Source organism: Pseudomonas sp. LBUM1644 (assembly GCF_059716195.1).
Genome location: NZ_CP166812.1, coordinates 207,253 through 222,252 on the forward strand (window position 1 = coordinate 207,253; position 15,000 = coordinate 222,252).

The 15,000-nt window shown below is 58.9% G+C and carries 13 protein-coding genes; 11 read left to right on the top strand and 2 right to left on the bottom strand.

Annotated features, from left to right (window positions below; genetic code table 11):
- Positions 1-51 precede the first annotated feature (51 nt).
- Positions 52-1,125 (top strand): fatty acid desaturase, encoded by a 1,074-nt coding sequence (locus ACA052_RS00995; RefSeq protein WP_497648006.1) that lies wholly within the window; start codon positions 52-54, stop codon positions 1,123-1,125.
- A 65-nt stretch (positions 1,126-1,190) separates the two neighbouring features.
- Here the strand turns inward: ACA052_RS00995 and ACA052_RS01000 are convergent, their stop codons facing one another.
- Positions 1,191-1,502 carry a hypothetical protein gene (locus tag ACA052_RS01000; RefSeq protein WP_497648007.1) on the bottom strand — a complete coding sequence of 104 codons (312 nt, stop codon included), beginning with the start codon at positions 1,500-1,502 and terminating at the stop codon, positions 1,191-1,193.
- Positions 1,503-2,215: 713 nt separating this feature from the next.
- Between ACA052_RS01000 and ACA052_RS01005 the strand changes: the two genes are divergently transcribed.
- From ACA052_RS01005 to ACA052_RS01035, 7 genes are all read left to right on the top strand, one after another.
- Positions 2,216-2,797, top strand: coding sequence for an alpha/beta hydrolase (locus ACA052_RS01005; protein ID WP_497648008.1), 582 nt, complete (start codon positions 2,216-2,218; stop codon positions 2,795-2,797).
- A gap of 59 nt (positions 2,798-2,856) precedes the next feature.
- Positions 2,857-3,786, top strand: coding sequence for a sigma 54-interacting transcriptional regulator (locus tag ACA052_RS01010; RefSeq protein WP_497648009.1), 930 nt, complete (start codon positions 2,857-2,859; stop codon positions 3,784-3,786).
- Positions 3,787-3,966: 180 nt separating this feature from the next.
- A complete protein-coding gene (locus tag ACA052_RS01015; RefSeq protein WP_497648010.1) occupies positions 3,967-4,749 on the top strand; it encodes a MetQ/NlpA family ABC transporter substrate-binding protein in 783 nt (260 codons plus the stop codon).
- A 545-nt stretch (positions 4,750-5,294) separates the two neighbouring features.
- Positions 5,295-5,960 (top strand): amino acid ABC transporter permease, encoded by a 666-nt coding sequence (locus ACA052_RS01020; protein WP_497648011.1) that lies wholly within the window; start codon positions 5,295-5,297, stop codon positions 5,958-5,960.
- A complete protein-coding gene (locus ACA052_RS01025) occupies positions 5,941-6,600 on the top strand; it encodes an amino acid ABC transporter permease (RefSeq protein ID WP_497648012.1) in 660 nt (219 codons plus the stop codon). Before ACA052_RS01020 ends, ACA052_RS01025 begins: the two co-directional genes overlap by 20 nt.
- Positions 6,597-7,379 carry an amino acid ABC transporter ATP-binding protein gene (locus tag ACA052_RS01030; protein ID WP_497648013.1) on the top strand — a complete coding sequence of 261 codons (783 nt, stop codon included), beginning with the start codon at positions 6,597-6,599 and terminating at the stop codon, positions 7,377-7,379. The genes ACA052_RS01025 and ACA052_RS01030 overlap by 4 nt, the downstream gene beginning before the upstream one ends.
- Positions 7,376-8,242, top strand: a complete 867-nt coding sequence (locus tag ACA052_RS01035; protein WP_497648014.1) for a transporter substrate-binding domain-containing protein — start codon at positions 7,376-7,378, stop codon at positions 8,240-8,242. Before ACA052_RS01030 ends, ACA052_RS01035 begins: the two co-directional genes overlap by 4 nt.
- A gap of 112 nt (positions 8,243-8,354) precedes the next feature.
- Here ACA052_RS01035 and ACA052_RS01040 read toward each other — a convergent pair whose 3' ends face one another.
- A complete protein-coding gene (locus tag ACA052_RS01040; RefSeq protein WP_497648015.1) occupies positions 8,355-9,551 on the bottom strand; it encodes an AAA family ATPase in 1,197 nt (398 codons plus the stop codon).
- Positions 9,552-9,781: 230 nt separating this feature from the next.
- Here ACA052_RS01040 and ACA052_RS01045 point away from each other — a divergent pair, with 230 nt between their 5' ends.
- The 3 genes from ACA052_RS01045 to ACA052_RS01055 are packed head-to-tail and all read left to right on the top strand — an operon-like array spanning position 9,782 to position 14,996.
- Positions 9,782-10,885, top strand: a complete 1,104-nt coding sequence (locus ACA052_RS01045; RefSeq protein WP_497648016.1) for an efflux RND transporter periplasmic adaptor subunit — start codon at positions 9,782-9,784, stop codon at positions 10,883-10,885.
- The gene (locus ACA052_RS01050; RefSeq protein ID WP_497648017.1) at positions 10,882-11,949 is read left to right on the top strand and encodes an efflux RND transporter periplasmic adaptor subunit; all 1,068 of its coding nucleotides are present in this window, start codon (positions 10,882-10,884) and stop codon (positions 11,947-11,949) included. Before ACA052_RS01045 ends, ACA052_RS01050 begins: the two co-directional genes overlap by 4 nt.
- A complete protein-coding gene (locus ACA052_RS01055) occupies positions 11,946-14,996 on the top strand; it encodes an efflux RND transporter permease subunit (protein ID WP_497648018.1) in 3,051 nt (1,016 codons plus the stop codon). Before ACA052_RS01050 ends, ACA052_RS01055 begins: the two co-directional genes overlap by 4 nt.
- Positions 14,997-15,000: the final 4 nt, after the last annotated feature.

Here is a 15,000-nt window from a genome sequence, read left to right on the forward strand (position 1 = left end):
GGGAGAGTTCTCAGGGCAGGATGCGAACATCAATAACCAGAGGATGGAAGCATGCAAGGTACTTCTGCAAGTCCCCAGCGACTGAATGCAGCTCAGCGATCAGCGCATATTCGCGAAGTGGTGTTGGCCAAGGGCGTCGAACTGCGTCAGAGCTACCCCTTATTGAAGCATCAGGACGCCATCGGCGCCGGCGTTCTGGCCTTCGCATTGGCCGGAATGTTCGGTTCGGCAGCGCTGTACGTCATGGGGCACATGGCGTGGTGGGTGTGTCTGCTGCTCAACGCGTTTTTCGCCTCGTTGACCCACGAACTGGAACACGACCTGATCCACAGCATGTATTTCCGCAAACAGCGGGTGCCGCACAACCTGATGATGGGCCTGGTCTGGCTGGCGCGGCCGAGCACGATCAATCCGTGGATTCGCCGTCATCTGCACCTCAATCATCACAAGGTCTCGGGCAGCGAAACCGACATGGAAGAGCGGGCGATCACCAATGGTGAACCTTGGGGTTTCGCCCGGTTGCTGATGGTTGGCGACAACGTGATGTCCGCCTTCATCCGCATGCTGCGGGCCAAAACCTGGGAGCACAAATTCAGCATCATCAAGCGCACGCTGAAGGTCTATGCGCCATTGGCGCTGGTGCACTGGGGCGCGTGGTATGTGTTTCTCGGTTTCCACGCGGCCAACGGCATCGCACATCTGCTGGGTGCGCCGATCGAATGGTCGGCGACCACGTTGTCGGTGATGCAGGTGATCGATATCGCTGCAGTGGTGATCATCGGGCCGAATGTGTTGCGCACGTTTTGCCTGCATTTTGTCAGCTCCAACATGCACTACTACGGTGATGTGGAACCGGGCAACGTCATGCAGCAGACCCAGGTGCTGAACCCTTGGTGGATGTGGCCGTTGCAGGCGTTCTGCTTCAACTTCGGCAGCAGCCACGGGATCCATCACTTTGTGGTGAAGGAACCGTTTTACATCCGCCAGATGACCGTGCCGGTGGCGCATAAAGTCATGCGGGAGATGGGGGTGCGGTTCAATGATTTCGGCACCTTTGGCCGGGCAAACCGGTTTGTGCGCAAGGAGCAGCAGACAACCGAAACCGTGCGAGCGGCTCAAGCCTAAGTTGTTCCCACGTTGCGTGGGAACAAGGTTTTTGTTGGCAGGGGGATCACAGGAGCGGAGCGTGCTCAGTTACCTGTGATCAACACGCAGGTTTGTGCTTTGCAGCCCTTGGCATTGCTCAATGTGATGAATTTTACAGTGGCATCGGGGGTGGAGGTGGTAATCGTCACGGGGGCATTTTTGTAGTCTTGGGTTTGAAAACGATCATCCGGCAGGACGACGCCCCTCCACTGTCCTTGAAAAACATAGAGGGGATAGGTGGTTTTGTTTTTGATCTCAAGCTCAACCTGCGCCGCGTCCTTGAGTGGGGCCGCGACGAGCGAAAATGATGCTGACAGCAATGCCAGGTAAACCAGCGGCTTGGTCATTGAATTCATAGGTACTCGTCCTGAGTGGGTTGATGTGCAACTGCACTGTCCATGGGTACAACGTGCTGGTGATGTAATGCGCCTATCGCAGCTCATGCAAGGTTGGTGTTGTAAGGGGAAATGTAGGCTTTCCCGATCCTGTCCCTTTCCTGAAATGCCTCTCGACTGAATACGCTGGCTCTCCCCACGCAGCGCCCGGTATGACTTGCGTTGAGCGTAGGTAGCGGGTCTTTATATTCCTTTTTGGTCTACTGATAACTTTAAATATTATTTTATCGAATAAGTGTTTTGATTGATGATCCGCTCTACGCCGCGGTGTAACGCCCGGTGTCGACCGGCGAGTTCATCAAACCGAAACCTTTTTTCGCTAAATGTTGACTGCGAAGCACATCGGTTGCTGTTGCAGTCGTCTCAACCGAATTCATCGATTTCCGGGGCCGTCTCCTTGGCAGGGTGCGGTCCCTTTTTTTTGCCTGCGGAAAACTTCGGTCGTGTGCCCTGTAGGAGCTGCCGAGTGAAACGAGGCTGCGATCTTTTGATTTTGCTTTTTAAAAAACAGGATCAAAAGATCGCAGCCTCGTTTCACTCGGCAGCTCCTACAGGGGTATTCGCATAGTTTTATATTCGATATAGGTCTTAATAAATAGCTTCTTATTCCTTAACGAATATAAATCTCCTCCCTATACTTGCCCGGGTACAGACACGCAGCAGGAGAGCTCCCCATGCGCAACGAATCAATTCGCTACCTGATTGTGCCGGGCTGGCAAGGATCGCCAGAAGATCATTGGCAAAGCCATTGGCAGAACAGTCTGCCGAACAGTGCACGGGTTGAGCAGGCCGACTGGTTGACACCGCGCCGTGAAGATTGGGTCGCCGCATTGGCCGAAGCCATTGCCGCTGACAGCACGCCGGTGATCCTGATTGCCCACAGCCTGGGTTGCATCACCGTAGCTCATTGGGCGGCCACGGCGCCTGTGCAGTTTTTGCGTCAAGTTCGGGGTGCCTTGCTGGTGGCTCCGGCGGACGTCGAGCGTCCAGCCTGCGTGCCGGCGCTACGTAATTTCGCACCCATTCCGACGCATCTGCTGCCATTCCCGAGTCAGGTCGTCAGCTCAGACAATGACAGCGCCGTGAGCGCACCACGCGCGCTGGAGCTGGCACGCAACTGGGGCGCCGAAGCGGGGATCTTGTCGGGGGCGGGGCACATCAACGTGAAGTCCGGTCACCAGCGTTGGGAGCAGGGTTTTGCCTACCTCTATCGCCTGCAAAATCGCATGGAACATCACGCCCTGCGCCGCGCTTGAACCTTTTCTTTTTTTAAAAAACGCCCCCGTCTCCCGGCGGTTTTGGGCGGGAGTCTGCCATGAGTTTTGAAGCCTTCGGTCAGCCACTGCTGACCTTTCCCGACGCAGAAAAAAGTCCCCTGAGCATCCGCGCCAAGGCGCTGGTGTTCGTCGATCCGCGCTCTCGGCAGTTGCGCCAGGAGCTGGAGCAACTGGCCCCGCGCGCAATCTCGGTGTTGATTCGCGGTGAAACCGGTAGCGGCAAAGAATTGCTGGCGCGGCATATCCATCGCGCCAGTGATCGCGGCGGCTTGTTTGTCTCGGTCAATTGCGGCGCGATCAGCCCGACCTACGCCGACGCTGAATTGTTTGGTTATGCCGCCGGCAGCTACAGCGGCTCGGCCAGCAGCCGTGCCGGCTGGTTCGGTTCGGCCAATGGCGGCACGCTGTACCTGGACGAGATCGGCGACTTGCCGTTGCCGATCCAGATCAAGTTGCTGGCGGCGCTGGAAAACCACGAAGTCACTCGCGTCGGCGCGCATCAGCCGAGCCCGGTGGACGTGCGTCTGGTGGCCGCGACCAGCATCGATCTGGCCCAGGCGGTCGCCGCCGGGAAATTCCATGAACGGCTTTATCACTACCTCAGCGAAGGTCAGCTCGAACTGCCGGCCTTGCGTGAGCGGGTGGGCGATATTCTGTCGCTGTCCGAATACTTTCTCGGCATCTACAGCCAACGCCTGGACCTGCCGGTGCCATTGATCAGCGAGGCGGCGCAGCTTGTGCTGGAGCAACACAGCTGGCCGGGCAACACCCGGGAGCTGGAAAACGTTATTCACTTCGCGCTGTTGGTGAGCACCGGCGATGAGATTCTGCCGGAGCATTTGAATCTGCCAGAACTGCCACCATCGTTGGTTCAGATCGAGAACCGGATAAAACAAATCCTTGGCAATGGATCTGTCGCCGATCAAGCCGCGTTGAAAGAAATTTTGAAACAGACCGGTCTCGCGTAGGAGCTGCCGCAGGGTTTGTGCGGTGGTATGAACAAAATGGAATATGAACGTGAATAAAAGATATTGTTCGGGAATAAAAAATCCCGGTATTGTCCGCTTCACGCCAGCGATAGCACTTCGCTGGCACCTCACTATTTAGCCGTCGCCATCGGCGACCGTGATTTCCGATAAGGACACTGCATGAAAAAGGTTCTGTTGTTCACCGCACTGGCGGCTGCCCTGGCTGCGGGCCTGGCCCAGGCTGGCGAGAAACTGGTAGTTGCGGCGACCCCGATTCCACACGCCGAGATTCTGGAACTGATCAAGCCAACCCTCGCCAAAGAAGGCGTGGACCTGGAAATCAAAGTTTTCACCGACTACGTTCAGCCGAACGTGCAGGTTGCTGAAAAGCGTCTGGATGCCAACTACTTCCAGACCAAGCCGTACCTGGACAGCTTCAACAAAGGTAAAGGCACCAACCTGGAAACCGTTATCGGCGTCCACGTTGAACCGTTCGGTGGCTACTCGAGCAAATACAAATCCCTGGCTGAACTGCCAAACGGCGCGACTATCGCTCTGCCGAACGAAGGCAGTAACAGCGGCCGTGCCCTGATCCTGCTGCAGAAGGCTGGCTTGATCGAACTGAAAGACCCGAAAAACGCTTTGGCAACGCCGAAAGACATCGCCAAGAACCCGCACAACTTCAAGTTCAAGGAACTGGAATCGGCCATGCTGCCGCGTGTCCTGAAGGAAGTTGACCTGGACTTGATCAACACCAACTACGCGCTGGAAGCGGGCTTGAACCCGGCTAAAGACGCGCTGGTGATCGAAGGCGCCGATTCGCCTTACGTGAACTTCCTGGTGGCTCGTCCGGACAACAAGAACAGCGATGCCATCCAGAAACTGGCCAAGGCCTTGACCAGTCCTGAAGTGAAAGCCTTCATCGAGAAGAAGTACAGCGGCGCAGTTCTGCCGGCGTTCTGATTCGCCAGGTAAACCCCTTCAAGGTTTCAAGCGCCGACGGCTTTCGATAGCGTCGGCGTTTTTTTGTGTCAGAAGATCAAGAGATCGCAGCCTGCGGCAGCGCCTACAGGGGAACGCATGCACCCTGTAGGCGCTGCCGCAGGCTGCGATCTTTTTGCTGTTTACGGTTCAGGCCACCCTGGCCTTCAACGCCCTGCGCAATGCAATCAACAATTTCAAGATGTCCTGCGGATTCATCCGTTGCGGCACTTTTACGTCAGCCATGTTCGCTTCCTTGTGAGGGTTCGGCCGGGGAGTCTGGCCAAAAGCTGTGCGTCCTTGGAGGGGCATTCTGAAAAAAAGATCCTTCCTACAGCGAAAAGGAAAATAGCCGTCTTCCGCCGCCTCGGCAAATCCGAAGGATAGTTTTTTGCGTGATATCAATATGCTTTAACGGTATTTAAATTCTTTTTTTTATACCTTTAAAGTCTGTGTCTGCCGGGCAGTTATCCACTGCCCATGGACCTGCACCACCGTCGCCTACCCCGCGACGTCCAGGATGTTCAATGAATTTCGATTACGCTTTTATCCTCAGCACCTTGCCGGCGTTTCTCAAGGCCGTGGGCGTGACGCTGCAGGTTGGCTTTATCGCCATCGGCACCTCTTTGCTGGTGGCGCTGATCAACGCGACGATTCTGGTGTTCCGCACGCCTTACTTGCAGCGCCTGGTCGGGCTCTATGTCGAGCTGGCGCGCAACACACCGCTGTTGATTCAGCTGTTTTTCGTTTACTTCGCATTGCCGGCGCTGGGCGTCAAGGTCTCGGGTTTCGCGGCGGCGATCATCACCATGACCTTCCTCGGCGGCGCCTACCTCACCGAAGTGTTGCGTGCCGGCGTCGACGCGGTGCCTCAGGCGCAACTGGAGTCCGGCCGCTCCATCGGTTTGTCCCACGGGCAATTGCTGCGCTACGTAATCCTGCCGCAAGCCGGCATCCTCAGCCTGCCGTCGCTGTTCGCCAATTTCATTTTCCTGCTCAAGGAAACCACCGTGGTCTCGGCGGTGGCGGTGCCGGAGATTCTCTACACCACCAAAAGCTACATCGCGCTCTACTACAAAACCTACGAAATGCTCGCCGTGCTGACGCTGATTTGCGTGCTGCTGTTTTTGCCGCTGTCGCTGCTGCTCAGCCGTCTGGAAAGGAGGCTCCAGCATGGCCAGTTCGGGTCTTGAATTACTGTGGGTGTCGTTGCCGCAACTGGGCAAGGGCGCGGCGCAAACCCTGTCCATTTCTTTCCTGAGTATCGCCATCAGTACTATGGGCGGCGTGCTTTACGGCGTCCTGCGTACGCTGAACCGGAAATGGCTGAACGCGATTTTGCGGGTGTATCTGGAACTGTTCCGGGCGATTCCGGTGTTGGTCTGGTTGTATTTGCTGTTCTTCGGTCTGCCGATCTTCTTCGGCCTGAGCATTCCGAGTTTCTGGTGCGCGGTGCTGGTGTTGTCGCTGTGGGGCGCCAGCGAGGTCGGCGAAGTGGTGCGCGGCGCGTTGCATTCGTTGCCGCGCGGACAGCGTGAGGCGGGCTTGTCGATTGGCCTGAACGACCCGCAACTCTACGGCTACGTGCTGTTGCCCCAGGCGCTGAAACGCATGACCCCGCCGACCATCAACGTCTACACGCGGATCATCAAGACCAGCTCCCTGGCGGTACTGATCGGTGTGGTGGACGTGATCAAGGTCGGCCAGCAAATCATTGAGCGCACGTACGAATCGGTGCTGATCTACGGCGCGCTGTTCCTGTTTTTCTTTTTTATTTGCTATCCGCTTTCAGCCGCCTCGCGCGTGCTGGAGCGACGCTGGACGCAAGCATGAGCGCATTGATCGAGTTCAAGGGTTTCAACAAGTTCTTCGGCGAGCAGCAAGTGCTCGACGGCATCGACCTGCAGGTGAAGTCGGGCGAAGTGATCGTCATCCTCGGCCCCAGCGGTTGTGGCAAGAGTACCTTGCTGCGTTGCCTCAACGGCCTGGAAGTCGCCCACAGCGGTAGCTTGAATTTTGCCGGCCGTGAGCTGCTGGACAAGGGCACCGACTGGCGTGAAGTGCGTCAGCAGATCGGCATGGTGTTCCAGAGTTATCACTTGTTCCCTCACATGAGCGTGCTCGACAACGTGCTGCTTGGCCCACTCAAAGTGCAGAAGCGCGAACGCAGCGAGGCCCGCGCCCAGGCCGAGGCCTTGCTTGAGCGCGTGGGCCTTTTGGACAAGCGCGACGCCTTTCCGCGCCAGCTCTCCGGTGGTCAGCAGCAACGCATCGCCATCATCCGCTCGCTGTGCATGAACCCCAAAGTCATGCTCTTCGACGAAGTGACCGCCGCCCTTGATCCAGAGATGGTCAAGGAGGTGTTGGAAGTGATTCAAGGCCTGGCCCGCGAGGGCATGACCCTGTTGATCGTCACCCACGAAATGGCGTTTGCCCGCGCCGTGGCTGACCGCATTGTGTTCATGGATGCCGGGCGAATCCTCGAACAGAACCCCCCCGAGATTTTCTTTACGAACCCGCAAACCGCACGAGCGCAGCAGTTCCTGGAGAAGTTCTCCTACGTCGCCGCACTACCCAAAACGACTCAAACAAAGGAACTGGAACTGCTATGAAAACTGCCAAGGCTTCACTCTTGCTACTGCCGTTGCTCGGCCTCGCATTGCTCGCTGGCTGCAATAAAGCTGAAGAACCGACCAAGCCAGTAGCCTCCAACGCCGGCTATCTGGAAAAAATCAAAGCCCGGGACAAGCTGATCGTCGGCGTCTTCACTGACAAGCCGCCGTTCGGTTTTGTGAATGAGGCCGGGCGCTACGTCGGTTTTGATACCGATATCGGCCGGCAATTTGCCAAGGACCTGCTGGGCGATGAAAACAAGGTCGAATTTGTTGCGGTGGAACCGGCGAGCCGGATTCCGTTCCTGCAAAGCGACAAGGTCGACCTGATCCTGGCCAACATGACCGTCACCCCGGAGCGTAAGGAAGCGGTGGAATTCACCAACCCTAACCTCAAAGTCGCGGTCCAGGCGCTGGTGCCAGAGGCCAGCGGCGTGAAAAAACTGAACGACCTGGCGACCCGCACGACCATCGTCACCACCGGCACCACGGCGGACATCTGGCTGACCAAGAACCACCCGGACTGGAAACTGCTGAAGTTCGAGAAAAACTCCGAGTCCTTGCAAGCCTTGGCCAATGGTCGCGGTGATGCGTATGCCCAAGACAATCTGGTGCTGTTCAGCTGGGCCAAGCAGAACCCGGGCTATCGCGTGCTGGCCCAGACGTTGGGTGCCGAAGCACCGATTGCGCCTGCGGTGAAGAAGGGCAATATCGAGCTGCGTGATTGGGTGAATGCCGAGTTGGCGAAGCTGGGTGAGGAGAAGTATTTGCTCAAGCTGTACGACCAATATGTGCGTAAGGAATTGAGCGATGACACCAAGCCTGAGAGCGTGATTGTCGAGGGTGGGAAGTGGCAGGGGTGATGGCCCCGAGATCTGAGTGACCGCTGAAAGATCGCAGCCTTCGGCAGCTCCTACAGGGAGCGCGTACACCTGTAGGAGCTGCCGAAGGCTGCGATCTTTTCGGCTTTTCACATTAGTCCGGCCAATACCACGCCGGCTCATCCAGTATCCGCTGCCCGACAATCCCAGTCTGGCCAAGCGTCTTTTCCAGCACAATGCAATTGCACTCCGGATCTTCCTGCAACGCCGAGATCAACCGCCGAGCATGGGACACCACCCACACCTGACACTGCCCGGACGCCCGGATGATCAACCGCGCCAACGCCGGTAGCAGGTCCGGATGCAGACTGGTTTCCGGCTCGTTCAATACCATCAGTGTCGGTGGCCGAGGCGTCAGCAGCGCTGCCACCAACAGCAAATAACGCAACGTCCCATCTGACAACTCAGCCGCTGACAATGGCCGCAACAAACCTTCCTGATAAAACTCGATGGCAAAGCGGCCGCCGGGCAGCGATTCGATGTGCAGTCTCGCGCCGGGGAAGGCGTCGCTGATGGCCGCCCGCAGCGCCTCGGGGTCGCCGATTTCGATGATGGTCTGCAAGGCTGCCGCCAGGTCGCGACCGTCGTGGTGCAGCACTGGCGTGCGGGTGCCGAGCTGCGGTTGGCGCACGGGGGCATCGGCGTCGCTGCGAAAGTGATCGTAGAAACGCCAGCGACGGATGAACTCGCGCATCTCCAGAACCTCCGGCGAAGTACGCAAGCTGCCGACCTGATCGAACAGGCTGTCAAAATTCGGCGTGTGCTGGGCCAGCACGTCCCAACTGCGGTTGGCCCGGGCGCGGATCATCGGCCCGTCGCGGTCCACCAGCAGGCTCGCCGAACGATAGAACGGCCCGGCCCAGACACATTCGCGCTTGATTTGCGGGTCAAGGCTGAAACGAGACGGAATGGGTGAACTGTGCTCGGGTAGCATGAAGTGGCCGTTGGAATCGGGCAGCCCGAGGCTGATCGAGTAACCGAAGTCCTCACCGGCAAATCCCAGGCGCAAGCGTTTTGCACCGTGTCGAACCGTCGCCTCGATTGGCACTTCACCATTGCGCATGCGTCGGGTGATGTTTTCCGGCCCGGCCCAGAAGGTCGAGTCCAGCCCGCCTTCACGGGCCAGTGCATTCACCACGCCACCCTGAGCGGTTTCCGCCAACAGGCGCAGCGCACGGTAGAGGTTGGATTTACCGCTGCCGTTAGGACCGGTGATCAGGTTCAACCGGCCCAGCGGAATCACCAATTTGTTGATCGAGCGGTAGTTGGCCACCGCGAGGGTTTTGAGCATTTATGAATCTCTGTGGTCGCGAATGGTAGCCGCGCCGACGAATTTACATTGTAGGAGCTGCCGAAGGCTGCGATCTTTTGACTTTGCTTTCAAGATCAAAAGATCGCAGCCTCGTTTCACTCGGCAGCTCCTACAGGGGAATGTTGATCCGTGTGGGCGCAGGTGGAACCCTGTTCTACGCTCACAGTCGTATCGCCATTGGCACGTCCGTACAACGCAAAGGAGTCTGCATGGCTGGTCCCGGATTGAAAACAGTGCTCGGCCTGAGCCTCTTGGCTTTGCTGAGCGGCTGCGGCGATAAACCTCAGGTTGAAAAGGACCGCCCACGCGTCTTTGTGCAAGTGGTCAAGGCGGTCGATTACGCGGCGTCCGTGACACTCACGGGCGATGTTCAGGCGCGCGTCCAGACTGAGTTGTCGTTTCGGGTTGGCGGCAAGATCATCCAGCGCACGGTCGATGTCGGTGATCGGGTTTCGGCCAAACAGGTGCTCGCCAAACTCGATCCGAAAGACCTGCAAACCAGCGTCGACTCGGCCCAGGCACAGGTCGTCGCCGAACAGGCGCGGGTCAAGCAGACCGCCGCCGCCTTCGTTCGCCAGCAAAAACTCCTGCCAAAGGGCTACACCAGTCAAAGCGAATACGACTCGGCCCAGGCCGCATTGCGCAGCAGTCAAAGCGCGCTGACGGCCGCCCAGGCGCAACTGGCCAATGCGCGTGAACAACTGAGTTACACCTCGCTGATCGCCGATGCGCCTGGGGTCATCACCGCGCGCCAGGCCGAAGTCGGCCAGGTAGTGCAGGCCACCGTGCCGATTTTCAGCCTGGCCCGGGACGGTGAGCGCGATGCCGTGTTCAACGTCTACGAATCGCTACTGGCCGAGGCGCCGGAGGATAAAACGATCGTGGTCAGCCTGCTGGACAACCCGGCGATTAAAACCACCGGCACCGTTCGGGAAATCACCCCGGCGGTGTCCGCGCAGACCGGAACCGTGCAGGTCAAAGTCACCCTCAACGGTTTGCCCGAAGGCATGCAATTGGGCTCGGTAGTGAGCGCCACGGCCAAGACCCCGGGCAAGTCCGCGGTGGAATTGCCCTGGTCCGCACTCACCAAAAATATCGACGAACCCGCCGTGTGGCTGGTGGACGGTGAGGGCAAGGCGCAGTTGCACTCGGTCACCGTCGGCCGTTACCTGACCGGTAAAGTCATCATCAGCGCCGGACTAAACGGTGGCGAAAAAGTCATCATCGCTGGCGGCCAATTGCTGCACCCCGGCGTTCTGGTGGAAATTGCCGAAAACACCTACAAGGATTTGGCCGTGGGAGCGCAGCCATGAAGCGTCTGATGCTGGTGTTCGCCGGTGTGATGCTGGTGGCTTGCTCGAAAAAAGAACCACCGCCGGAGCCCGTACGCCCGGTGCTGTCGATCAAGGTGCAGGCGCTGGACGAAGAAAACCTCGGTCGTTTCGCCGGCAGCATCCAGGCCCGCTATGAAAGCAATGTCGGGTTCAGGGTGCCGGGCCGCATTGCCAGCCGCGCCGTCGATGTCGGTGCCGAAGTCGATAAAGGGGCCTTGCTCGCCACACTGGATCCCACCGATCAGCAGAACCAGTTGCGTTCCGCCCAAGGGGATCTGGCAAACATCCAGGCGCAATTCATCAATGCCCAGGCCAACGCACGACGTCAGCAGGAATTGTTCGATCGCGGGGTGGGCGCCCAAGCCCAACTCGATATTGCCCAGACCGACCTTAAAACGACCCAGGCTTCCCTCGACCAGGCCCGGGCAGCGGTCGACCAGGCCAAGGACCAGCTCAATTACGTCGAGTTGCGCGCTGACCACAAAGCCGTGGTCACGGCGTGGAATGCCGAAGCCGGGCAAGTGGTTACCGCCGGCCAGCAAGTGGTGACCCTGGCGCAGCCGGACATCAAGGAGGCGGTGATCGACTTGCCAGACACGCTGGTCGACCAATTGCCCGCGGACGTGGTGTTTCAGGTCGCCGCACAACTGGACCCGACCATCAACACCACGGCCATCATCCGCGAAATCGAACCCCAGGCCCAAAGCGCGACCCGCACGCGTCGCGCACGCCTGACCCTGGCCGAGACGCCGCCGGGCTTTCGCTTGGGCACGGCGATCAGCGTGACCCTCAGCTCGGCAATAAAACCGCGTATCGAACTGCCCGTCACCGCGCTGCAAGAGGTCGACGGCAAAACCCGCATCTGGGTCATCGACCCGCAGAACCAAACCGTTTCCCCGCGAGACGTCAGCCTGATCAGCCGCACCGACTCAACGGTGGTGCTGGCCGACGGCGTGAAGTCCGGTGAGCGTGTGGTCAGTGCCGGTGTCAACAGCCTCAAGCCGGGGCAGAAAGTCAAAGTCGATGAGGACAGCCCACAATGAAAGGGAGTTTCAACCTATCCGAATGGGCCCTCAAACATCAGTCGTTCGTCTGGTATTTGATGTTCGTCGCGCTGCTGATGGGCGTGTTCTCGTACATGAACCTGGGTCGCGAGGAAGACCCCTCGTTCACCATCAAGACCATGGTCATCCAGACCCGCTGGCCCGGCGCGACGCAGGAAGAAACCCTCAAGCAGGTCACTGATCGCATCGAGAAAAAACTCGAAGAACTCGACTCTCTCGACTACGTGAAAAGCTACACACGCCCCGGCGAGTCCACGGTGTTCGTGTACCTGCGCGACACCACCAGTGCCAAGGACATCCCGGAAATCTGGTATCAGGTGCGCAAGAAGATCAACGACATTCGCGGTGACTTCCCCAAAGGCTTGCAAGGGCCGGGGTTCAACGATGAGTTCGGTGATGTGTTCGGTTCGGTGTACGCCTTTACCGCTGACGGCTTGTCGATGCGCCAGTTGCGTGACTACGTGGAACAGGTGCGCGCCGAAATTCGCGACGTCCCCGGGCTTGGCAAGGTCGAGATGGTGGGCGAGCAGGATGAAGTCCTCTACCTGAATTTTTCGACCCGTAAACTGGCGGCACTGGGCATCGATCAGCGCCAAGTGGTGCAGAGCCTGCAATCGCAGAACGCCGTGACCCCGGCCGGGGTCATCGAAGCCGGTCCCGAGCGAATTTCCGTGCGTACATCGGGGCAGTTTGCGTCCGAGAAAGACCTGGCCAACGTCAACCTGCGGCTCAATGATCGCTTCTATCGCCTGGCCGACATCGCCGACATCAGCCGTGGCTATGTCGATCCGGCAACGCCTGAGTTTCGTTTCAACGGCCACCCGGCGATTGGCCTGGCCATTGCCATGCAGAAGGGCGGCAACATCCAGGCGTTCGGCAAGGCGCTGCACCAGCGCATGACCGACCTGACCGCCGACTTGCCGGTGGGCGTCGGCGTACACAACGTCTCCGACCAGGCCGAAGTGGTGGAAGAGGCGGTCGGCGGCTTCACTAGCGCGCTGTTCGAGGCGGTAGTGATCGTGCTGATCGTCAGCTTCATCAGCCTCGGCGTGCGCGCCGGCCTGGTGGTGGCGTGCTCGATTCCGCTGGTGCTGGCGATGGTATTTGTCTTCATGGAATACAGCGGCATCACCATGCAGCGGATTTCCCTGGGCGCATTGATCATCGCCCTCGGCCTGTTGGTCGACGACGCGATGATCACGGTCGAGATGATGGTCACGCGCCTGGAGATGGGCGAAACCAAGGAGCAGGCGGCGACATTCGCCTATACCTCGACCGCGTTCCCGATGCTGACCGGGACCCTGGTGACGGTCGCCGGTTTTGTGCCCATCGGCCTGAACGCCAGTTCGGCCGGCGAGTACACCTTCACCCTGTTTGCGGTCATTGCGGTGGCGATGATCGTGTCGTGGATTGTCGCGGTACTGTTCGCCCCGGTAATCGGCGTGCACATTCTCAGCGCCAATGTGAAACCGCACTCGGCTGAACCGGGTCGCATCGGTCGGGCATTCAACGGCGGGATGCTGTGGGCCATGCGCAATCGCTGGTGGGCCATCGGCATCACGATCGCGTTGTTCGTGGCGTCGGTGTTTTCCATGCAGTTCGTGCAGAACCAGTTTTTCCCGTCTTCGGACCGTCCGGAAATTCTCGTCGACCTGAACCTGCCACAAAACGCGTCGATTGCCGAGACGCGCAAGGCGGTGGACAAGCTCGAAGCGACGTTCAAGGACGACCCGGACATCGTGCGCTGGAGCACTTACATCGGCGAAGGTGCGATCCGTTTCTACCTGCCACTCGACCAGCAACTGCAGAACCCGTACTACGCGCAGTTGATCATCGTGAGCAAGGGCCTGGAGTCGCGCACGGCCCTGAGCCAGCGCTTGCGTGAGCGGCTGCGTAAAGACTTCGTCGGTATTGGCAGCTACGTCCAGGCACTGGAAATGGGCCCGCCGGTGGGCCGGCCGATTCAGTACCGGGTCAGCGGCAAGGACATCGATCAGGTGCGCAAGCACGCGATCGCGCTGGCCACCGAACTGGATAAAAACCCGCACATCGGCGAGATCATCTACGACTGGAACGAGCCGGGCAAAGTGCTGCGTATCGACATCGCTCAGGACAAGGCCCGGCAATTAGGCCTGTCATCGGAGGACGTGGCGAACCTGATGAACAGCATCGTCGTCGGCTCGCCGGTGACGCAGGTCGATGACGATATCTATTTGATCAACGTCGTCGGCCGCGCTGAAGACGCGGAACGTGGCACGCCTGAAACCTTGCAGAACCTGCAAATCGTTACGCCCGGCGGCACCTCGATTCCACTATTGGCCTTCGCCACGGTGCGCTATGAACTTGAGCAACCGCTGGTCTGGCGTCGTGACCGCAAGCCGACGATCACCATCAAGGCCGCCGTGCGTGACGAGATCCAGCCGACTGACCTGGTGAAACAGCTCAAGCCGGACATCGAAAAATTCGCCGCCAGTTTGCCGGTCGGCTACAAGGTCGCCACCGGTGGCACCGTGGAGGAAAGCGGCAAGGCTCAAGGGCCGATTGCCAAGGTCGTGCCGTTGATGCTGTTTTTGATGGCGACCTTCCTGATGATTCAGTTGCACAGCGTACAGAAACTGTTCCTGGTCGCCAGTGTCGCGCCGCTCGGGCTGATCGGCGTGGTGCTGGCGCTGATCCCGACGGGCACGCCGATGGGCTTTGTCGCGATCCTGGGGATTCTGGCGCTGATCGGCATCATCATCCGTAACTCGGTGATTCTGGTTACCCAGATCGACGCGTTGGAGAAAGAGGGAGTTGCACCGTGGGATGCCGTGGCGCAGGCCACGGAGCATCGTCGCCGACCGATTCTGCTGACGGCGGCGGCGGCGAGCCTGGGGATGATCCCGATTGCCCGGGAAGTGTTCTGGGGGCCGATGGCCTACGCGATGATTGGCGGGATCATTATTGCGACGTTGTTGACGCTGCTGTTTTTGCCGGCGCTGTATGTCGCCTGGTACAAGATTCGCGAGCCGAAGAAAGAAGCTTAAAGGC

Coding starts and splice junctions, on each gene's coding strand:
- ACA052_RS00995 (WP_497648006.1), top strand. CDS start 52: ATGCAAGGTACTTCTGCAAGTCCCCAGCGACTGAATGCAGCTCAGCGA.
- ACA052_RS01000 (WP_497648007.1), bottom strand. CDS start 1,502: ATGAATTCAATGACCAAGCCGCTGGTTTACCTGGCATTGCTGTCAGCA.
- ACA052_RS01005 (WP_497648008.1), top strand. CDS start 2,216: ATGCGCAACGAATCAATTCGCTACCTGATTGTGCCGGGCTGGCAAGGA.
- ACA052_RS01010 (WP_497648009.1), top strand. CDS start 2,857: ATGAGTTTTGAAGCCTTCGGTCAGCCACTGCTGACCTTTCCCGACGCA.
- ACA052_RS01015 (WP_497648010.1), top strand. CDS start 3,967: ATGAAAAAGGTTCTGTTGTTCACCGCACTGGCGGCTGCCCTGGCTGCG.
- ACA052_RS01020 (WP_497648011.1), top strand. CDS start 5,295: ATGAATTTCGATTACGCTTTTATCCTCAGCACCTTGCCGGCGTTTCTC.
- ACA052_RS01025 (WP_497648012.1), top strand. CDS start 5,941: ATGGCCAGTTCGGGTCTTGAATTACTGTGGGTGTCGTTGCCGCAACTG.
- ACA052_RS01030 (WP_497648013.1), top strand. CDS start 6,597: ATGAGCGCATTGATCGAGTTCAAGGGTTTCAACAAGTTCTTCGGCGAG.
- ACA052_RS01035 (WP_497648014.1), top strand. CDS start 7,376: ATGAAAACTGCCAAGGCTTCACTCTTGCTACTGCCGTTGCTCGGCCTC.
- ACA052_RS01040 (WP_497648015.1), bottom strand. CDS start 9,551: ATGCTCAAAACCCTCGCGGTGGCCAACTACCGCTCGATCAACAAATTG.
- ACA052_RS01045 (WP_497648016.1), top strand. CDS start 9,782: ATGGCTGGTCCCGGATTGAAAACAGTGCTCGGCCTGAGCCTCTTGGCT.
- ACA052_RS01050 (WP_497648017.1), top strand. CDS start 10,882: ATGAAGCGTCTGATGCTGGTGTTCGCCGGTGTGATGCTGGTGGCTTGC.
- ACA052_RS01055 (WP_497648018.1), top strand. CDS start 11,946: ATGAAAGGGAGTTTCAACCTATCCGAATGGGCCCTCAAACATCAGTCG.